18 protein-coding genes, 1 pseudogene and 1 riboswitch are annotated in these 15,991 nt (G+C 45.8%); of the genes and pseudogenes, 5 read left to right on the top strand and 14 right to left on the bottom strand.

Annotated elements, in window-relative coordinates; genetic code table 11:
- Positions 1-23: 23 nt before the first annotated feature.
- The 14 genes and pseudogenes from moaA to cobA form a co-directional block, all read right to left on the bottom strand.
- Positions 24-998 (bottom strand): GTP 3',8-cyclase MoaA, encoded by a 975-nt coding sequence (gene moaA, locus QGT46_RS12890; RefSeq protein ID WP_148460016.1) that lies wholly within the window; start codon positions 996-998, stop codon positions 24-26.
- 15 nt (positions 999-1,013) lie between these two features.
- Entirely contained in the window at positions 1,014-2,384 is a 1,371-nt protein-coding gene (locus QGT46_RS12885; protein ID WP_148460017.1) for an aldehyde dehydrogenase, read from the bottom strand.
- Entirely contained in the window at positions 2,381-2,989 is a 609-nt protein-coding gene (locus QGT46_RS12880; RefSeq protein WP_148460018.1) for an SOS response-associated peptidase, read from the bottom strand. Before QGT46_RS12880 ends, QGT46_RS12885 begins: the two co-directional genes overlap by 4 nt.
- Positions 2,990-3,005: 16 nt before the next feature.
- The gene (locus tag QGT46_RS12875) at positions 3,006-3,626 is read right to left on the bottom strand and encodes a V-type ATP synthase subunit D (protein WP_148460019.1); all 621 of its coding nucleotides are present in this window, start codon (positions 3,624-3,626) and stop codon (positions 3,006-3,008) included.
- Between the two features lie 28 nt (positions 3,627-3,654).
- A pseudogene (locus QGT46_RS12870) lies at positions 3,655-4,909 on the bottom strand (V-type ATP synthase subunit B).
- A 45-nt stretch (positions 4,910-4,954) separates the two neighbouring features.
- Entirely contained in the window at positions 4,955-6,049 is a 1,095-nt protein-coding gene (locus QGT46_RS12865; protein WP_148460020.1) for a hypothetical protein, read from the bottom strand.
- On the bottom strand, positions 6,046-7,095 hold the full coding sequence (locus QGT46_RS12860) for a V0D/AC39 family V-type ATPase subunit (protein WP_148460021.1): 1,050 nt from the start codon (positions 7,093-7,095) through the stop codon (positions 6,046-6,048). The genes QGT46_RS12865 and QGT46_RS12860 overlap by 4 nt, the downstream gene beginning before the upstream one ends.
- Positions 7,096-7,166: 71 nt before the next feature.
- The gene (locus tag QGT46_RS12855) at positions 7,167-7,367 is read right to left on the bottom strand and encodes a hypothetical protein (protein WP_301591126.1); all 201 of its coding nucleotides are present in this window, start codon (positions 7,365-7,367) and stop codon (positions 7,167-7,169) included.
- A gap of 106 nt (positions 7,368-7,473) precedes the next feature.
- Entirely contained in the window at positions 7,474-8,136 is a 663-nt protein-coding gene (locus QGT46_RS12850) for an HAD family hydrolase (RefSeq protein ID WP_148460022.1), read from the bottom strand.
- A gap of 8 nt (positions 8,137-8,144) precedes the next feature.
- Positions 8,145-8,804: a viroplasmin family protein gene (locus tag QGT46_RS12845; protein WP_148460023.1), complete on the bottom strand. Its 660-nt coding sequence runs from the start codon at positions 8,802-8,804 to the stop codon at positions 8,145-8,147.
- 114 nt (positions 8,805-8,918) lie between these two features.
- The gene (locus QGT46_RS12840) at positions 8,919-9,173 is read right to left on the bottom strand and encodes a hypothetical protein (RefSeq protein WP_009289659.1); all 255 of its coding nucleotides are present in this window, start codon (positions 9,171-9,173) and stop codon (positions 8,919-8,921) included.
- A 110-nt stretch (positions 9,174-9,283) separates the two neighbouring features.
- Positions 9,284-9,622, bottom strand: a complete 339-nt coding sequence (locus tag QGT46_RS12835; protein ID WP_024727606.1) for a helix-turn-helix domain-containing protein — start codon at positions 9,620-9,622, stop codon at positions 9,284-9,286.
- A gap of 422 nt (positions 9,623-10,044) precedes the next feature.
- A complete protein-coding gene (locus QGT46_RS12830; protein ID WP_148460024.1) occupies positions 10,045-10,329 on the bottom strand; it encodes a cysteine-rich small domain-containing protein in 285 nt (94 codons plus the stop codon).
- Entirely contained in the window at positions 10,326-11,840 is a 1,515-nt protein-coding gene (gene cobA / locus QGT46_RS12825) for a uroporphyrinogen-III C-methyltransferase (protein WP_024727608.1), read from the bottom strand. The genes QGT46_RS12830 and cobA overlap by 4 nt, the downstream gene beginning before the upstream one ends.
- A 67-nt stretch (positions 11,841-11,907) precedes the next feature.
- Positions 11,908-12,088, top strand: a riboswitch (cobalamin riboswitch).
- Positions 12,089-12,236: 148 nt separating this feature from the next.
- On the opposite strand from cobA, the gene QGT46_RS12820 reads away from it, so the two are divergent.
- From QGT46_RS12820 to QGT46_RS12800, 5 genes are read left to right on the top strand one after another with little or no spacing between them, the layout of a single operon-like run.
- Positions 12,237-12,998, top strand: coding sequence for an energy-coupling factor ABC transporter permease (locus QGT46_RS12820; RefSeq protein WP_024727609.1), 762 nt, complete (start codon positions 12,237-12,239; stop codon positions 12,996-12,998).
- Positions 12,988-13,320: an energy-coupling factor ABC transporter substrate-binding protein gene (locus QGT46_RS12815; protein ID WP_148460025.1), complete on the top strand. Its 333-nt coding sequence runs from the start codon at positions 12,988-12,990 to the stop codon at positions 13,318-13,320. Before QGT46_RS12820 ends, QGT46_RS12815 begins: the two co-directional genes overlap by 11 nt.
- Positions 13,310-14,083: a cobalt ECF transporter T component CbiQ gene (cbiQ, locus tag QGT46_RS12810; protein ID WP_148460031.1), complete on the top strand. Its 774-nt coding sequence runs from the start codon at positions 13,310-13,312 to the stop codon at positions 14,081-14,083. Before QGT46_RS12815 ends, cbiQ begins: the two co-directional genes overlap by 11 nt.
- Complete coding sequence (locus QGT46_RS12805; protein ID WP_024727612.1) at positions 14,080-14,922, top strand: energy-coupling factor ABC transporter ATP-binding protein; 843 nt, start codon at positions 14,080-14,082, stop codon at positions 14,920-14,922. The genes cbiQ and QGT46_RS12805 overlap by 4 nt, the downstream gene beginning before the upstream one ends.
- Positions 14,923-14,948: 26 nt before the next feature.
- Entirely contained in the window at positions 14,949-15,734 is a 786-nt protein-coding gene (locus QGT46_RS12800; protein WP_148460026.1) for a sirohydrochlorin cobaltochelatase, read from the top strand.
- Positions 15,735-15,991 lie beyond the last annotated feature (257 nt).

Genomic DNA, 15,991 nt, shown 5'->3' with positions numbered 1-15,991 from the left:
TAGGCCATTTAAAAGCGTCTTTTTTATCCTCCGATCTGTGACATTTTCCGGCTGTCTGCTTCACCGTTCGGGTCTCTCTCAGAAAACCGGTGTCCTTCAGGCTTATCCAGGACAGTCTGGCATATGAGTTGTGAAAGCTCTTCTCTTGATATTCCGGATCTTAATTTTTCTCTCAGAGGTATGCCGCGGCTGTAATACAGACAAGGCTTTAAGAAACCTTCTGAGGTGAGCCGGATTCTGTTGCACTTTCCGCAGAATTTACAGTGGACCGCATCGATGAACCCCACGACTCCGCAAAAACCAGGGATTTTTAAATATCTGGCAGGTCCGTTTCCCCTGACCTGTTCTTCTTTTTTGATGCCGGGATATTTTTCACGGAGCAGAGACATGATCTCATCCGAATCCATTCCGGTGAATTGTTTTCCAAAGCCGATGGGCATTATCTCGATGAAACGGATATCAACGGCATCTTTTCTGCCTATATCCAGCAGATCAAAGATTTCCCCGTCGTTGATACCCTTCATAATCACACAATTTATTTTGGTGTTCAGTCCCATGCAGGCGGATTTTCTGACGGCCGACAAAACCGTCTGTACTCCTGTTTTCCCGGTAACAGCTTTATACTTTTTCTCGTCCAGTGTGTCCAGGCTGACGTTAATGCCGTCGATCCCTGCCTCTTTCAGCCGTTCAAGATATGGTTTTAGGAGGAGGCCGTTGCTGGTCAGGGTGACCTGCCTGACTCCGGGAAGCTGTTTCAGCCTTTCTATAAAGCCAACACATCCTTTCCTCACCAGAGGCTCTCCTCCCGTGATCTTAAACTTACAGATGCCCAGATCTGCGGCGCTCTCACATATGCTTAACAGTTCTTCGTAGCTTAAAATATCTGCATGTTCCACAGATTGAATATCTTCCGGCATACAATACCGGCACCTTAAATTACAACGGTCAGTGACGGAAATCCTCATGTAATCAATTGTGCGTCCGTAGATATCTTTCATCACTGTGTGTCCTTTCTATCTCAAAAACAGATGAAGCAGCCTGTTTTTTCTCTCGTGGTATGGGTGGTACCGGATGGGAAGATCCATCCATGTTGATTTCTTTACAATACTCTTTCTGTGACTGAATGTCCGAAAACCATATTCGCCGTGATAGGACCCCATGCCGCTCTCACCGACTCCTCCGAATCCCAGGTGTGATGTGGCGAGATGTATGACGGTGTCATTGATACATCCGCCTCCGAAAGCCAGATTGTTAAGAGTCCATTGTTCCATTTTCTTATTTCTTGTAAACAGATAGAGAGCCAGAGGCTTCTCCATCTGTCTGATATGCCGTACCGCATCTGAAAATCTGCGGTAGGAAATCACAGGCAGCACAGGACCAAAGATCTCTTCCTGCATGACGGGGGAATCCCACGATACCTCTGGAAGGATGGACGGTGCTATTTTCAGTGTTTCTTCACAGCCGTACCCCCCGAAGGCGGCAGTCTCTCCTTCGATCAGCTTCATAATCCTGTGATATTGCTTTTCATTGATAATCTTTGGGTATTCACCGTTTAAGAGAGGCTCCTTTCCGAGCATACGGCAGGTCCAGTAGATCAGTTCTTTTATCAAAGCCTCTTTTACAGATGCATGTACGAGGATGTAGTCCGGTGCCACACAAGTCTGGCCGCTGTTTAACAATTTTCCGAACACAATCCTCTTGGCAGCCAGAGAAAGATCTGCCGTCTTGTCAACGATACAGGGACTCTTTCCGCCAAGCTCCAGGGTTACGGGTGTCAGACGGCGGGCCGCATGTTCCATGACAATTTTTCCTACTGTCTTGCTGCCGGTAAAGAAAATATGATCAAACTTCTGGCTGAGAAGCTGTTGGTTCTCCTCTCTTCCGCCTTCCACAACAGCGATATAGCCTGCGGGAAAAGTCTCTTCTACGATGTGCCGGATCAGAGCGGATGTGTTGGATGCGTCCCTGGACGGCTTTAAGATACAGCAGTTTCCGGCAGCCACGGCTCCGATCAGAGGGGCAGACGTCAGCAAAAAAGGATAGTTCCACGGAGCCATGATCAAAACCACACCCAGAGGCTCGGAGATTTCAAAGCTTTTTGCGTGAAACTGGCTAACCGGCGTGGGCTTTCTCTGCGGTTTCATCCAATCTTTTAAATGTTTTTTTGCATAGTTTATTTCACTGTAAAACAATCCGACTTCTGTCATATATGATTCAAAGCCGGATTTATTCAAATCTTTTTTCAAAGCATGTATCAGCTGTTTTTCATGGCTTTTGACTGCCTGTTCTAAACGGCACAGAGCTTCCATCCGAAAAGTATATGATTGTGAAGCACCTGTATAATAAAAATTTCTCTGAAGTTTTACTAATCGGTCAATGGTCATAAAGGTTCCTCCTTATGGAATAAAAAAGAAAAAGTCATCTGTTCATAGTCAGACTTTTTTTCCAGTGGGCCGGGTATTTTCTGTAATATGAATTCGGTCTGTCCGTCATCCATAAGCCATATCCATGCATCTTCCGGGTCCAGGATGAGAGGCATTCTGTGGTGGACACTCTTCACAGATTCATTTGCTTCTGTGGTAAGGATCACGAAACGCTGACAGGCGCCAAACTGATTCCAGCATCCTGCCATCAGGAGCGGTTTTTTGTCTGTACGTTGAAAAGTATATTTCGTCTTTTTGCTGTCCCACTCATAAAAGCCGCGGGAAGGCACGAGGATTCTTTTGGTACGGACGCTGTCCCGGAACATCCTTTTTTCGAGTGCGCCCTCCGCCCTCGCATTGAAGATCAGCTGATTTTTTTTTAAACCGGGAAATCCCCATCTCATCCTTTCAAGTCCGATTCCTGCCGGTGTGCGTACCAGAACATCCGCAGTGTCCGCGGGATGAACGTCCTCTGCCGCCGGGACAACATCTTCTGTCCCGGGAATCCTGAATGTATCATAGAGTTCTTCTGCCACTAAAGGGTCTGTAAAATATCTTCCGCACATAATACTCTCCTGTCCGTTAAGCTTTATTTTTTCTCCGTTTGATCACTTTAAGCCTGGTGAATTCCTCTCTCTCCTTCTCTTCCAGGGCATTGGATATCTCGGTCACAAGACTCCTATAAGAAGGAATCGTAATATTTTTTAAGGCATTTGTACGCTTCTGCGTCTTTTTGATGCTGGCCGCCAGCCGATAGGCAGAGTTTTCGGCCATGGAAAGCCGGATGGTCAGATCTTTGACCTTCCGGAAAGCCTCTCTTGCTTTGTCTATGGATTCCCCTGTGGTGCTGAAGGAATAGGTCGGAATGTTTTGATCCGGTGTATAAGTCACCAGAGGGATCTCTGTTCCCATGATACTGCGGCTTTTTATTTGAATAGAATCCTCGATGGGCACCGTATAGGCCAGCTGGTCTGTCTCGCTGATGCCGTGTTCGATATTTGCGGCCTGAAGACATTGATAGGCGTAAGTAAAGGTCACATCGATCTGTTTCTGAATATCCTTCGCCTGGTCAATCAGGTTCATAAGTTCTCTGATCAGAATGTTTCGTTTCTTGTCCATCAGATCATATCCCTGTATAGCCAGGGCGAGAGAGTTTTTAGCGAGCATCAGATTACCCTTAGTCGGAAAAGTCCTTGGATCCATACGTCCCCCTCCTTTCTTTCAGCTTGGGCTAAAACATCAAAGAATCTGTTGCCGCCGGAGGCCTGCTGTCCTCCGGTTTTTTGGAATAAGTATCCTTATCCCCGGTCTTTCGATAATAACGGTCCAGAAGTTTCGTATTAACACGGTCCAGTTCCTCTCTCGGAAGAATAGTGAGAAGTTCCCAGCCGAGATCGAGGGTCTCTGTCATCGTGCGGTTTTCCTCACTTCCCTGTTCGATATACCGTTCCTCAAACTCTTTTCCAAACTCTAAATACTTTTTGTCGATCGGAGACAGCTCGTCTTCCCCGATGACAGAGGCCAGATTTCTGGCGTCCCCCACTTTTGCATATGCGGAGAACAGCTGGTTTGCCAGATCCTGATGATCTTCCCTTGTATAGCCCTCTCCGATTCCGTCTTTCATAAGGCGGGACAGGGACGGGAGCACACTGATCGGCGGATAGACAGCCTGACCGTGCAGACTGCGGTCCAGCACAATCTGTCCTTCCGTAATATATCCGGTGAAGTCCGGGATGGGATGCGTGATGTCATCATTGGGCATCGTAAGGATCGGTATTTGAGTCACTGATCCGTCGATGCCTTCCACGATGCCCGCCCTCTCATAGATCATTGCCAGTTCACTGTATAAATAACCGGGAAATCCTTTTCTGCTTGGAATCTCTCCTTTGGAGGAGGAAACTTCCCTCATGGCCTCCGCAAAGGCCGTCATGTCGGTCAGAATGACCAAAACATGGCTTAAGGCACCGCTCTCCTCAAACGTCCTGCGGAAAAAATCCGCGTCGTCGTGTTTGACACCCATGGCGGCAAACACGATGCCGAAGTTATCCATGCTGTCCCCGGATCAGTGTCATCAGGCCGTCGATTGCCGAAATCCCTGTGCATATAAAATTCCTTGGATACTCCCTGCGGACCGGATTCAGAGGCAGTCCGTTGACATTGCGTTTTACGTTCGACGCAATGGGCCCCAGTCCATCGATAGGTTTTCCAAGGCCGTTTAATGTCCTTCCAAGGATGTCGGGGGAGAGAGAAATTTCCATGGGATGTCCCGTAAGCCTTGTATGAGTATTGGAAAGCCCCATATTATCTGTCGTGTCAAACACCTGGATGATCGCCTTGTCCTCATAAAGCTCGATGATCTTACCAAGTTTTTTCCTGTTTCCCTCTATGACAAACTCTACTATTTCCTCATAAAAAGCATCTCTGCAGCCCTCCAGTACCACTAAAGGACCATTGATCCTGTCAAGTCCCAAATATTCAATCGGCATGTTAAACACTCCTTTCAGGTACAATCCTTTTACACTGCAGACAATTTAACCGTTTTTCTCGATTATCTTCCGGTAAAAATCATCCACCGCTTTTCGATATTCATCAAACATCTTCAGCCTGTCATTGGGCACATCATATTTCATGGATATCACAGCTTCAAAGATTGTATCTTCTTTATGAAAGGCATTCTGCTGCAAAAATCCAAGACGGATCACTCTGGCGATCTCCAGGATCAGCTTCTGATCATTTTTAATGTCTTCTGTGAAGTGCTTAACGTCTTCTTCCGTCATCCAGCCGCATAAAATATAAAAATCCTCGTGTTTGTCTTCCACACATGCAGCCATCTTCCTCACATCAAAATTTGCCGATAAAGCCGCTAAGGTTTCCCTGGCAGCATAAATCTTATCCGCATTTTCGTTCAGTGTCTGTGTCATCTTATTATCCAGATTCTTCTTTTCTTCTGTGAGAATAGAAAGTTTTCGGTTAAGGTCGTCATAGGCCTCCTCCGGAGTTCCGATGAACTCGTCCGGGATGAAAATCCTTTCAAAGTGAAGAGACTTGAAAATGGCATCAATCTGTTCCGATTTGGACCTGGACGTAAAATAGACCCCATACCCGTAGCTGTTATTTCGTACCCCCTCTACAAAGATCACATCCTGATTGTGTTCGATGAACTCCAGCATCTTTTCAAAGTATTCCAAAGGTGCCCGTCCGAAGCGGAATTTCACGAATTGAAAGTGGAACACTTCTCTCAGGACAAACTGCATGGGGCGGAATGGTTCAATCATTTTTATTTGTTCAGTGAGATGCTTTTCCTCAAGCTCCAGTGCTTCTTTTTGAGCCTGAATACTGCGGCAAATGTTTTCGGGCTGGGATACGATCCTAAGTGCCTGGTCAGAAGTCAGGCCGGGAAGATCCTGATTTTTCGGAACGCTAAGAAGCTCTGCGGCTTTATCGGCCCGTTCCAGAGGCTTTTTATAAGGGTTCGTATCCGTGAACGGCTGCAGGTTATCAACCGTCTTTAATTCCGACAAAGCATTTTCAAGCTGAATCTCGTATTTTGACAGATAATCGTTGGTGACTCTGTCGATGTCGCGCTTTGGGCCCGTGAGAGTTATAAACTTCATCTTAACAATCATACCCCGATAACTCCTTTCATATAACCTGCCGTCTGTTCAGGAGGCAGGCCGTAACGGACGCGTTCCATAATGGTAATCAGTCTCTGTATCTCCTCTTCCTTATAGAAGAGATATGCGGTCAGGCTTGCGATAGAATACGGATCTCTCCACCTTTCCGTCAAATACAGGCGGCGGAGACACTCGCGGTACATCTGCTCAATGGAAGCTGTATTTTCTATCCGGTACCGTTTTCCATAAAAACTTCCCGTGACCTCCGTTTTAAATTCCTCAGTTCCTGACACTTCCGTAAGTTTTTTCAGTTCCTCCACATGAATATGAAAATGTATTGGGATCAGCAGCGCATAGATATCCGCAGGCTGCATATCATAATACTTCTTGGAGCGGTAGATCCACTGCAGGTTCAGAAGATCAATCTGTGTGCCTGCCTCTTTTGTGAAGATCTCCAGTTCTTTCTTTTTTAAGATTTTTTTCTTTTCTTTCCATATGGAGGAGAAATAATAGAGATTCAGTGCCAGATCAAAATCAAACAGTGTCTGTGCCCCCGCATCCAGTAAATTTGAAAGCGGACCATAATATTCTGTATCCCGAAGCCCTTCCACCAATTCTTTGATATTTTTCGATCCGGTCAGGCGGCCGATGGAAATCTGAGAATACCGGTCAAAGAACTGTTTTTTATAATCCAGGTCAAAGGGCTTTTGATAATGATTAAAAATAATCCGGAAACAGTAATTGATCAGTTCCACCTCATATCTTTTTAAATACAATTTGAGGAATCTGCGCTGTTCCAGCCCTGAAAACCGGTACAGCTTTGTATAATCTTCATACAGAGACTGTACCAGTACCTTTTCTATATTTCCGCGGTGAAGATCTGTCTCATCCAAAAGAGATAAGATATCTTTGTAGGCCGGATATCCCTTTAGATGGGCCACGATTTCAGGGACACTGAAAAGCTCTGCCAAAAACTGAAAATCCTCATCCTTTAAGAGCTTAGCTCTCATGGCACGTATCTTGGTAACCAGAGCACTGTATTTTATCATACTTCCCATAGGCTATACCCCGCTGATGCGTTCTAAGATCTCCCTGGCATACTGTTCCCCGCTCTGCCCATATTCCTTCTTCAACTGAAGGAGCTTTGACTTTCTGTCTGTTTTGATATTTCTGTAAGCCTCTGCTCCGTCAGAGACTTTAGCTCTTCGTCAAATTTTCTCTGTTTCTGCCACATTTCCTGTTCAAGTTCATCCTTCTCTTCCTCTGCATGTTTTACGATGGCGGCAGCGGCACTCTCAATTTCAGCCAGCCTGTTTACAATCGCATCCATCCTCACACCCCCTTCTCAAGTCAAAATGTTTTTTTCATTATACACCTAATGCATAAAAAAAGCATCTGAAAACCCAGAGATGTTTCCCTGTTTCCAGATGCATATTTCAGTCGGACCATTTTGAGTGCAGGATGTTAAACAGACCTTTTTCGTCTGACACCGTATAGTCTGGAGATACTTTGCCGTCCGGCAGAATATCCTGTCTCCGGTTCAGCCAAATGCTCTTCCAGCCGGCATTTATGGCTCCGCTTATATCTGTGGCATATGTATCCCCTATAAACCATGTATCCTTCCTGTCAAGTCCAAATCTCTGCTCCGCGAGTTTGAAAATCCCGGGGTCCGGCTTGCGGACTCCCTCGTCCCCGGATACAATGATCCGGCTGTCAGGTATCCATGCTTCCAGGTGAAGATTCTTTACTTTGTTCCACTGAGCACGGGAGAACCCATTTGTTATGACTCCGGTGAAAATTCCTTTTTGTCTGCAAAACTCCAGAATGTTTTTCATTCCTTCTGTCAGCGTGATCTTTGTCTGTTCTATCCGGTATACCTCATGAAATTCCATCACCTCTGACTCTGTAATCTGAATCCCGAATTTCCTGAAAGCTTTGCGGATTCTTTCAATAACAGGGATGTCATGAATTCTTCCCGCCAGAAACAGGTCCATAGAAGGAATGGAATATCTCTCTTTAAAAACCTTCTCGCATGCGCTGCAAAAAGGTATGGACACATCATAGAGTGTATCATCCACATCGAACAGTATAGCCAACATCCTCCACCTCACTTTTTCTCTTGATTATTTTGCGGCATCCACCGGTCTGATCCATTTGAGACAAAGCTTCCGTCACCGATGCCAAGCGCAGACTTTGCAAGCATATCTGCCCTGTCATTGTACTCATCATTGGAATGGCCTTTTACCTTTACAAACCGTACCTGAAGCCGATCCTTCACACTATTGTAGAAGGAACGGTAGGCCTTCGTCCCCTCTTTCTTTGCGGCCCACTCCCCGGTGCACCATTTTGCGATTCCCTCATAATCATAGTAAATGGCCAGCTTTTGATAGCCGCTGTCCACAGCATACTGCATTGCCTTTTGAGCGCCCTTGATCTCGCCGGCCACATTTCTCATAGAGGCTAACGCAGGATCTGCATATTTTTCGGCAAAATACAAGTCTCCCTCTTTTTTTCTGATGACCATGCCATATGAAAATTCTTTTTTTCGATGGTCATAGCTCCCGTCTACATAGGCTGTCAGGGTCTGGCCGTCGATCTCCATATCCCGCCCGGCCGAAGAGTTAAGAAATGCCTCGGCCTCGGTCAATGCAGGAAAGCTTTTAAACTGAGCACACGGAAATCCGGAAACCTGTGCCTGACAATCCTTCCATGTGCGATAAATCCCCGGGTTACGTCCTTGTCTGACTGCGTAAAATTTGTTTGCCACGATGTAAATCCTCCATATTTTTTCCGCTTTTTATTATAACAGAAACAGGAAGTATCTGAAAGTACAGATACCCCCTGCCTGATTGCCGCTATTTCAATGATAAAAGATGAAGTTTTAGTTATTCGACAAATTTACAGAAAAACTGTATGTAGCATTTGCTTTGGCAAGGACCTTCTGTTTTACAGAACAATCGTCGATCAGATAGGAAAATTCTTTCATGACATCCCATAAGTCCCTTGCCTCCTGACCGCTTAATTCGGTTGTACGGTCATTCAGTAATTTCCCTACGGCGGCAGCGGTCTGCCTCACATTCTCTGTACTAAAATCATTTCCAAGCAACTCTAAAAAAACTTCAGACATATATTTCATATTTGCTCCTTTTATTATCTTAAAAGTAACACTGCTCATGCTTATAGAGTAAAGCAAAATTCTGAAAAAGTCTATTCTTTTCGACAGACATAAAATGAAGGAATCCGTCTCTATTCGACAGAATCTCCGTTCATACTTTTCTGAAAAGTATCCAGCAAATCTGATAATATACGTTTTTGTTTGGGAGTCAAACTTTCTACTTTCAGGAGAAGTTTATTTTCACTCTCAATTATTTCCGGATCAAATTGATCTTTTAATATTTCATTTGGTGCTGTTTTTAATGCCTGACATATTCTGATGAACAGAGGCAGACTTGGAAGCCTGATCCCTGATTCTATCTGCCTGATGTGTCCGGCATTTACATCACAAATTTCTGAAAGAGCTTCGGAAGTCAGCCCTCTTTCTTTCCGAATCTGGTTAATCCTCTTACCCAACAATCTGCGTTCCATGTGCATGGCTCCAATCGGTATTATTTTCTCTCTCTCATATCCTTTCACAGCCTTATCTATAAGGTTTTAACATACATGTATTTCATTATATACAAAAGGTTTCCCGTTTCACTAGATGCGTAGACGTATGTATTGTCATCTCTCTGCACACAAAAAAGATGGATTTGAAAATGCTTCTTCTTTTATGTCGAATTTTGTCATCCATTTTCTATTTATATGATTCATAAGAAAGCCGTCTATCAAACGTGACAGGAACAGGATATCAAAATGAAAATAAATTTATGAGTCATCGGGAGCGCAGCTTTTGCAGCCATCGCTGCAGAGCAGGACACTATTATGGAACTAATGCGGAAGGATATGTCAGATATATCGGCTTCATAAGAGGAAATCGGAACAATGAATGCGGAACTGAAAAGGAAGGATTATTTCTGCTGCTGATCTCTGGAAGCTCTCATTGCAGCGGCAATCTCAGAAAATTTTCCGGTGATATAGCCATAATTTTTTCTTTTATGAGGGATCATGCACTGACTGCAGTCTTTCACGCCGTTTTTTAATCTAAAGCTGCCGCCGCAGTTCTCCCCAAGCATATAGAGCGGACAGTAACAAAAAAGGCAATTAAAGTTATCGATATCATCCGTTTCATGGCAGGGGAAATACTCACAGTCTCTGTGCCGGAAAAATTGATAGTTTTTTTTCTCTTTCTTCATAATTTACTTCCTGTCTGATGTTCTAAAATAAGGCGGACGAGACTTTCGACCGATGCCTGCTCTGCAGTATATACATTCATCTCAAATTCTTTCGCCGCCTGGGCGGTCTGCTCTCCGATACATGCTGCCTTCATCCCTTTGATGCACGTATCCGCCAGGGCGGCCGCAAATCCCCGAACTGTGGAGGCGCTTGTAAAGACTGCCCAATCGATCTCTCCCGATTCGATCATTTCTTTTACAGGGACCAGCTGCCAGTTCTCACATCGAGTCTCATAGATTCCTATATCATCTGTCTGAATCCCGGGCTTTTTCTGAAGAATCCGTACAATTTCCTGATTTCCCGAAGCTGCCCGCGGCATCAGGATATGCTCCGTACCTGAAAGTCTGTCCGCGAGTGCCCTGGAAAGAGAAACTCCGTCATAATGTTCGGGTACCAGATCACAGAACAGGCCTTTCTCTTCCAATGTCTTTTTCGTACCCGCACCGATGGCGGCAATCCTGCAGGAACCAAGGCTCCTGATATCTTTTTTCTGCTTTTTCATTTCTTCGAAGAAAATCCTGACTCCATTGATACTTGTGAACACGATCCAGTCATAAAAATCGATCTTTTCAAGAGCCATGGAAAGTTTCCTCTGGTCTCTTGCCGGCTCTATGCTGATAGAAGGCATTTCCAGGACTTCGGCCCCTTGTTCCCTGAACATGGCAGCCGTCTTTGAGATAAGCTCTTTCGGGCGGGTCAGTAAAATGCGGCATCCCGCCAGAGGAAGGTCTTCATACCAGGCAAAATCTTTTGAAAGTCTGCACACCTGTCCGACGACAATGACCGCAGGAGTCTTTATCCGGCTTTTGCACACGGCCTCCGGAAGTTCACAAAGCGGCGCAGAAACTCTTTTCTGTCCTGCCGTGGTTCCCCTGGAAAGCACTGCCGCCGGCATCTGAGGGTTCATTCCCGCAGAGATCAGGGAGTTTGCGATATCTGGAAGTGATGAAATACCCATCAAAAACACCAGAGTACCTTTTGTCCTCACGAGAGCTTCAAAGTCGATATCATATTCTGCTCCTGCTTTTTTGTGTCCGGTTATGATATGCACGGAAGAACTGAAGTCCCGGTGAGTCACAGGGATACCGTTATATTCCGGCACCGCAACCGGTGAGGTGATGCCCGGAACGATCTCAAATGGAATATAGTGTTCTTTTAATAGTTCCAGTTCTTCTCCTCCTCTGCCGAACAGGAAGGGATCTCCTCCCTTCAGCCGCACGACAAAACGGCCTTTTTGAGCTTCATTAAGAAGCAGCAGATTGATTTCTTCCTGAGGCATCGTGTGCTGTCCGGAACGTTTTCCGACATAAATGTAATCAGCCTGTTTTGGAAGTGCCGATAATATTTCAGTGCCGATCAGGTTGTCGTAAATGATCACATCCGCCTTCTTCAGCACTTCCGCTGCTTTTATCGTCAAAAGGCCGATGGACCCGGGCCCTGCGCCCACCAGCCATACTTTTCCAGTCTTCATCGGTAATTTCTCCTTTTTATTTCCATCATAGCATATTGACAAGGTTCTAACAACTCGATAAAATGGGAGAAATTGAATGTTTACAGGTGCCTTTGATAAAGGAGAATAGGAAAGCGGGTGAGATTCCCGCACGGTCCCGCCGCTGTATAGGAAGAGCCGCATTTCAATTATGTCACTGGGAAACTGGGAAGGCGGAATGCGGCAGTGAAGCCTGAGTCAGAAGACCTGCCGTGAACATGCGATTTACACCGGTCTGCGAAAGACAGCCGGTGTAGAATATACCGTCGAAGGAGCCGCGCCCTTCTGCGCCTATATTCGATGCACCAGTATATCTGGCGCTTTTGGTGTTGCAGTTTTTACACCGAAACACAGTTAAGTGAATCGAAAGGAGCAAACATGAAAAACAATCAAAAAATCATTGTAACCGCTGTACTGGCGGCGGCTGTCATCTTCGGCTTCGGCCGCACAGCCAGCGCCATGCACATCATGGAGGGGTATCTTCCTCCACAGCTCTGTATCTCCTGGGGAGCTCTGAGCCTTCCGTTTTTAGCCGCAGGATTTTTCTCCATCAAAAAGACGGTCAGCAAAGACCGGCGTCTGATGACGATACTGGCTATGTCAGGAGCATTTATCTTCGTTATCTCTTCTTTAAAAATCCCCTCTGTCACAGGAAGCTGTTCTCATATGACCGGCACCGGACTCGGAGCCATTTTGTTCGGCCCCTTGGCTGTGAGCATTCTGGGCATCATTGTGCTGATCTTCCAGGCAGTCCTCTTGGCCCACGGGGGATTGACGACCCTTGGCGCCAATACTTTTTCTATGGCAATTGCAGGGCCATTTTTATCCTTCGCAGTGTATAAGGTCTGTCAAAAATGCCGGCTGAACCGCCGGATCAGCGTATTTTTGGCCGCAATGCTTGGAGACATTTTTACATACTGCATCACCAGCGTCCAGCTGGCACTTGCGTATCCATCAGAGCAGGGTGGCTTTCTGGCCTCCGCGGCAAAATTTCTCGGAGTTTTTGCTCCAACCCAGCTCCCTCTCGCCATCGTAGAAGGAATTCTGACCGTTGTAATCATCATCTCGCTTGAGTCCTATGCCCGCCCGGAACTCAAGATTCTTGACTTCATCAAGGAGGGACATGCATATGAAAAGTGATAAGAAAAAAGTCATCATCCTGCTTTTAGTGGCCGCCTTTATTGCTGTGGTCCCTCTGTTTGCCCTAAAGGGCGCCGAGTTCGGAGGCTCTGACGATGCGGGCAGTGTCATGATATCAAAGATAGAGGGAAGGGAATATCAGCCATGGTTCACTCCCGTCCTGGAAACTTTCATTGACGGAGAGCTTCCGGGCGAAGTGGAAAGCCTTCTGTTCTGTGTACAGACCGGGATCGGTGTCGGGATCATTGCCTATAACCTGGGACGTTTAAGGGAACGGAAACGTCTCCTTGCTTCGGCAGAGGCGGCAAATGATGCTGATTGATCAATACGGTTACCGGTCCGGGCTCAGAAAAGTAAACGTCATGGAAAAGTTCTGCTTTTCTGTGACGACGCTTCTGCTCTGTATCCTGAGCAGATCCTTTTCTGTTTCCATTCTGGTTCTTTTAAGCCTTGGATGGCTGACAATAAGAAAAGGAGGTATCCCCGTCCGCCGGTATATAAAGCTGATGCGTATCCCCGCAGTCTTCCTGCTCTTGAGCACGCTGGCGATCCTCGTCAATATTTCCAAAACTCCTCTGGATGCCTATGCAGTGCCGGCAGGTCCCTACTATATAACAGGAAGCACCGAATCGGTCATCTTTGGTCTCAGACTGATCCTGTCATCCCTTTCCGCGGTGTCCTGCCTATATTTTTTGTCCCTGTCAACCCCGGTAACCGATCTGATCGGCATTTTAAAGAAACTTAGATGTCCGGCACTGCTCATAGAATTGTTTCTGCTCATTTACCGGTTTATTTTTGTCTTAATGTCAGAGGCTTCTGCTGTAAGGATTTCCCAGGAGTCCAGGCTTTCCTGTCGGAATTTTAAGACGGCAGTCCGTGCATTCGGAGGTATGGCCTCTGCTCTGTTCATTCGGGCGGTGAAGCGCTCCGGCAGATTATACGATGCCATGGAATCCAGATGCTACGATGGAACCATACGGGTCCTTTTGGAAGAATATCCGCCGAAGAAGAAAGAAATCATTTGCATGATATTGTTTGAACTTCTTCTGCTGTCTATCACGATAGGAAGGAATATTTACATATGAAAACAGAGTCTATGATAACAGCTGATAATCTGTGGTTTACTTATGACGGAGAGGATATCCCGGCCTTACAGGGGCTTTCTCTGGATATTAAGAGAGGGAGCAAAACTGCGGTTATGGGAGCAAACGGTTCCGGAAAGTCCACGTTTTTTCTCTGCCTGAACGGTATTTTGCGTCCCCAGAAAGGCGCCCTGTCTTTTTGCGGAGCCCCTTATTCCTATGATAAGAAAAGCCTGTTAAATTTGAGAAGCAGGATCGGCATCGTATTTCAGGACCCCGATAACCAGCTGTTTTCAGCCAGTGTCCGGCAGGAGATTTCTTTTGGCATTTTAAATCTTGGGGCAGACAATGAGACAGCCCTGAGAGAGACGGAAAAAATCATGGATGCGCTGGATATTACAGAATTAAAAGACCGCCCTACACATGCCCTAAGCGGAGGACAGAAAAAACAGGTGGCTGTCGCCGATATCCTTGTCATGCATCCTGATATTGTGATTCTGGATGAACCTGCCGCGGCCCTTGACCCGAAGCATACAGACATGTTAAATAAAATCATCGATCAGATGACAGAATCCGGTATTACGGTTCTGATCTCAACTCATGATCCGGACTATGCTTTTTCATGGGCAGATCAGATCATCTTGTTTCATCAGGGCAAAGTTCTCAAAGCCGGATCACCCCTGGAAGTATTTTCTGACAGGCCGGCTCTTAACCTCACCAATTTGTCTCAGCCGGCTGTACTCTCTATATATGAAAGTCTTTGCCGGAAAAAGATGATCAATGAGAAATTTCCGGCTCCCAGAAGTCTCATGGAGCTTTTACATTTCATCGAAGGGATCTGAAGATTCCCTGTCTGCGGAGGAGAATAATGAACGATACTAGAAAAAAAGCAATATTAGCGGTCAGTTTTGGGACCAGCTATGAAGATACACGAAAAAAAACGATCGAGGCAATCGAAGATACATTAAAAGAACGTTTTCCGGATCACAAAATGTACCGTGCCTGGACCAGCCGGATGATCCTTGAAAAAATAAAAAAGAGAGACGGAATCCATATTGACTCTGTTCCCGAAGCCATGGAGCGCATGAAATCCGACGGCATTGCAGATGTGATCATCCAGCCCACCCATGTGATCAACGGCGTGGAAAACGATCAGATGAAAACAGACGCTCTTTCCTTCCGGGACTCTTTTCATTCTATTGTCTTCGGGGCACCTCTTCTCTCATCGGAATCCGACAATGAAGCGGTTGTGAATGCGGTGGCATCGGAATTTTCGTGGATCTCTGACAAAGATGTCCTGGTTCTGATGGGACACGGCACTACTCACTATGCCAATACTGTCTATGCTGCCCTTGACTACCGGTTCAAGGATATGGGGTTTAAAAATATCTTTCTGGGTACAGTAGAAGCCTTCCCGAATATGCATTCCCTGATGCGTATGGTAAAAGAATTCCATCCGAAGAAAGTCATTCTTGCGCCTTTTATGATCGTGGCCGGAGATCATGCAAGACATGATATGGCGGGAGACGACCCGGATTCCTGGTACTCTCAGTTTGTGTCGGCGGGATATCAAGTAGAATGTGTAATGAAAGGACTCGGGGAATATGACGGGGTCAGGGAGCTGTTTGCAGAACACGCGAAATCCTGTACCTAGATATTGACTTTCTCAGTCAATATGATATTCTATAAAAAATAGCATAAATGTTAATTACCGCCGGGTAACGTCTTATTCATTCCAGTAGGCCTTTGTTGGAATGTGTAAGACGTTTTTTATACCATAGGATTAGGGTGTCAAAAGACACATTAATAAATATCTGATTTTGTTTGTACCTTGAAAATTTAACACGAATTGGTTTGAGAATATTAAATTTAGAACAATCAACAGAAGGTGAGCTTGATGTTTTGAGTATT

Origin of the sequence: Anaerostipes faecis (assembly GCF_910574135.1) — a bacterium.
Classification (GTDB): Bacteria; Bacillota; Clostridia; order Lachnospirales; family Lachnospiraceae; genus Anaerostipes; species Anaerostipes hominis.
This window is presented reverse-complemented; position numbering and strand designations above follow the sequence as displayed.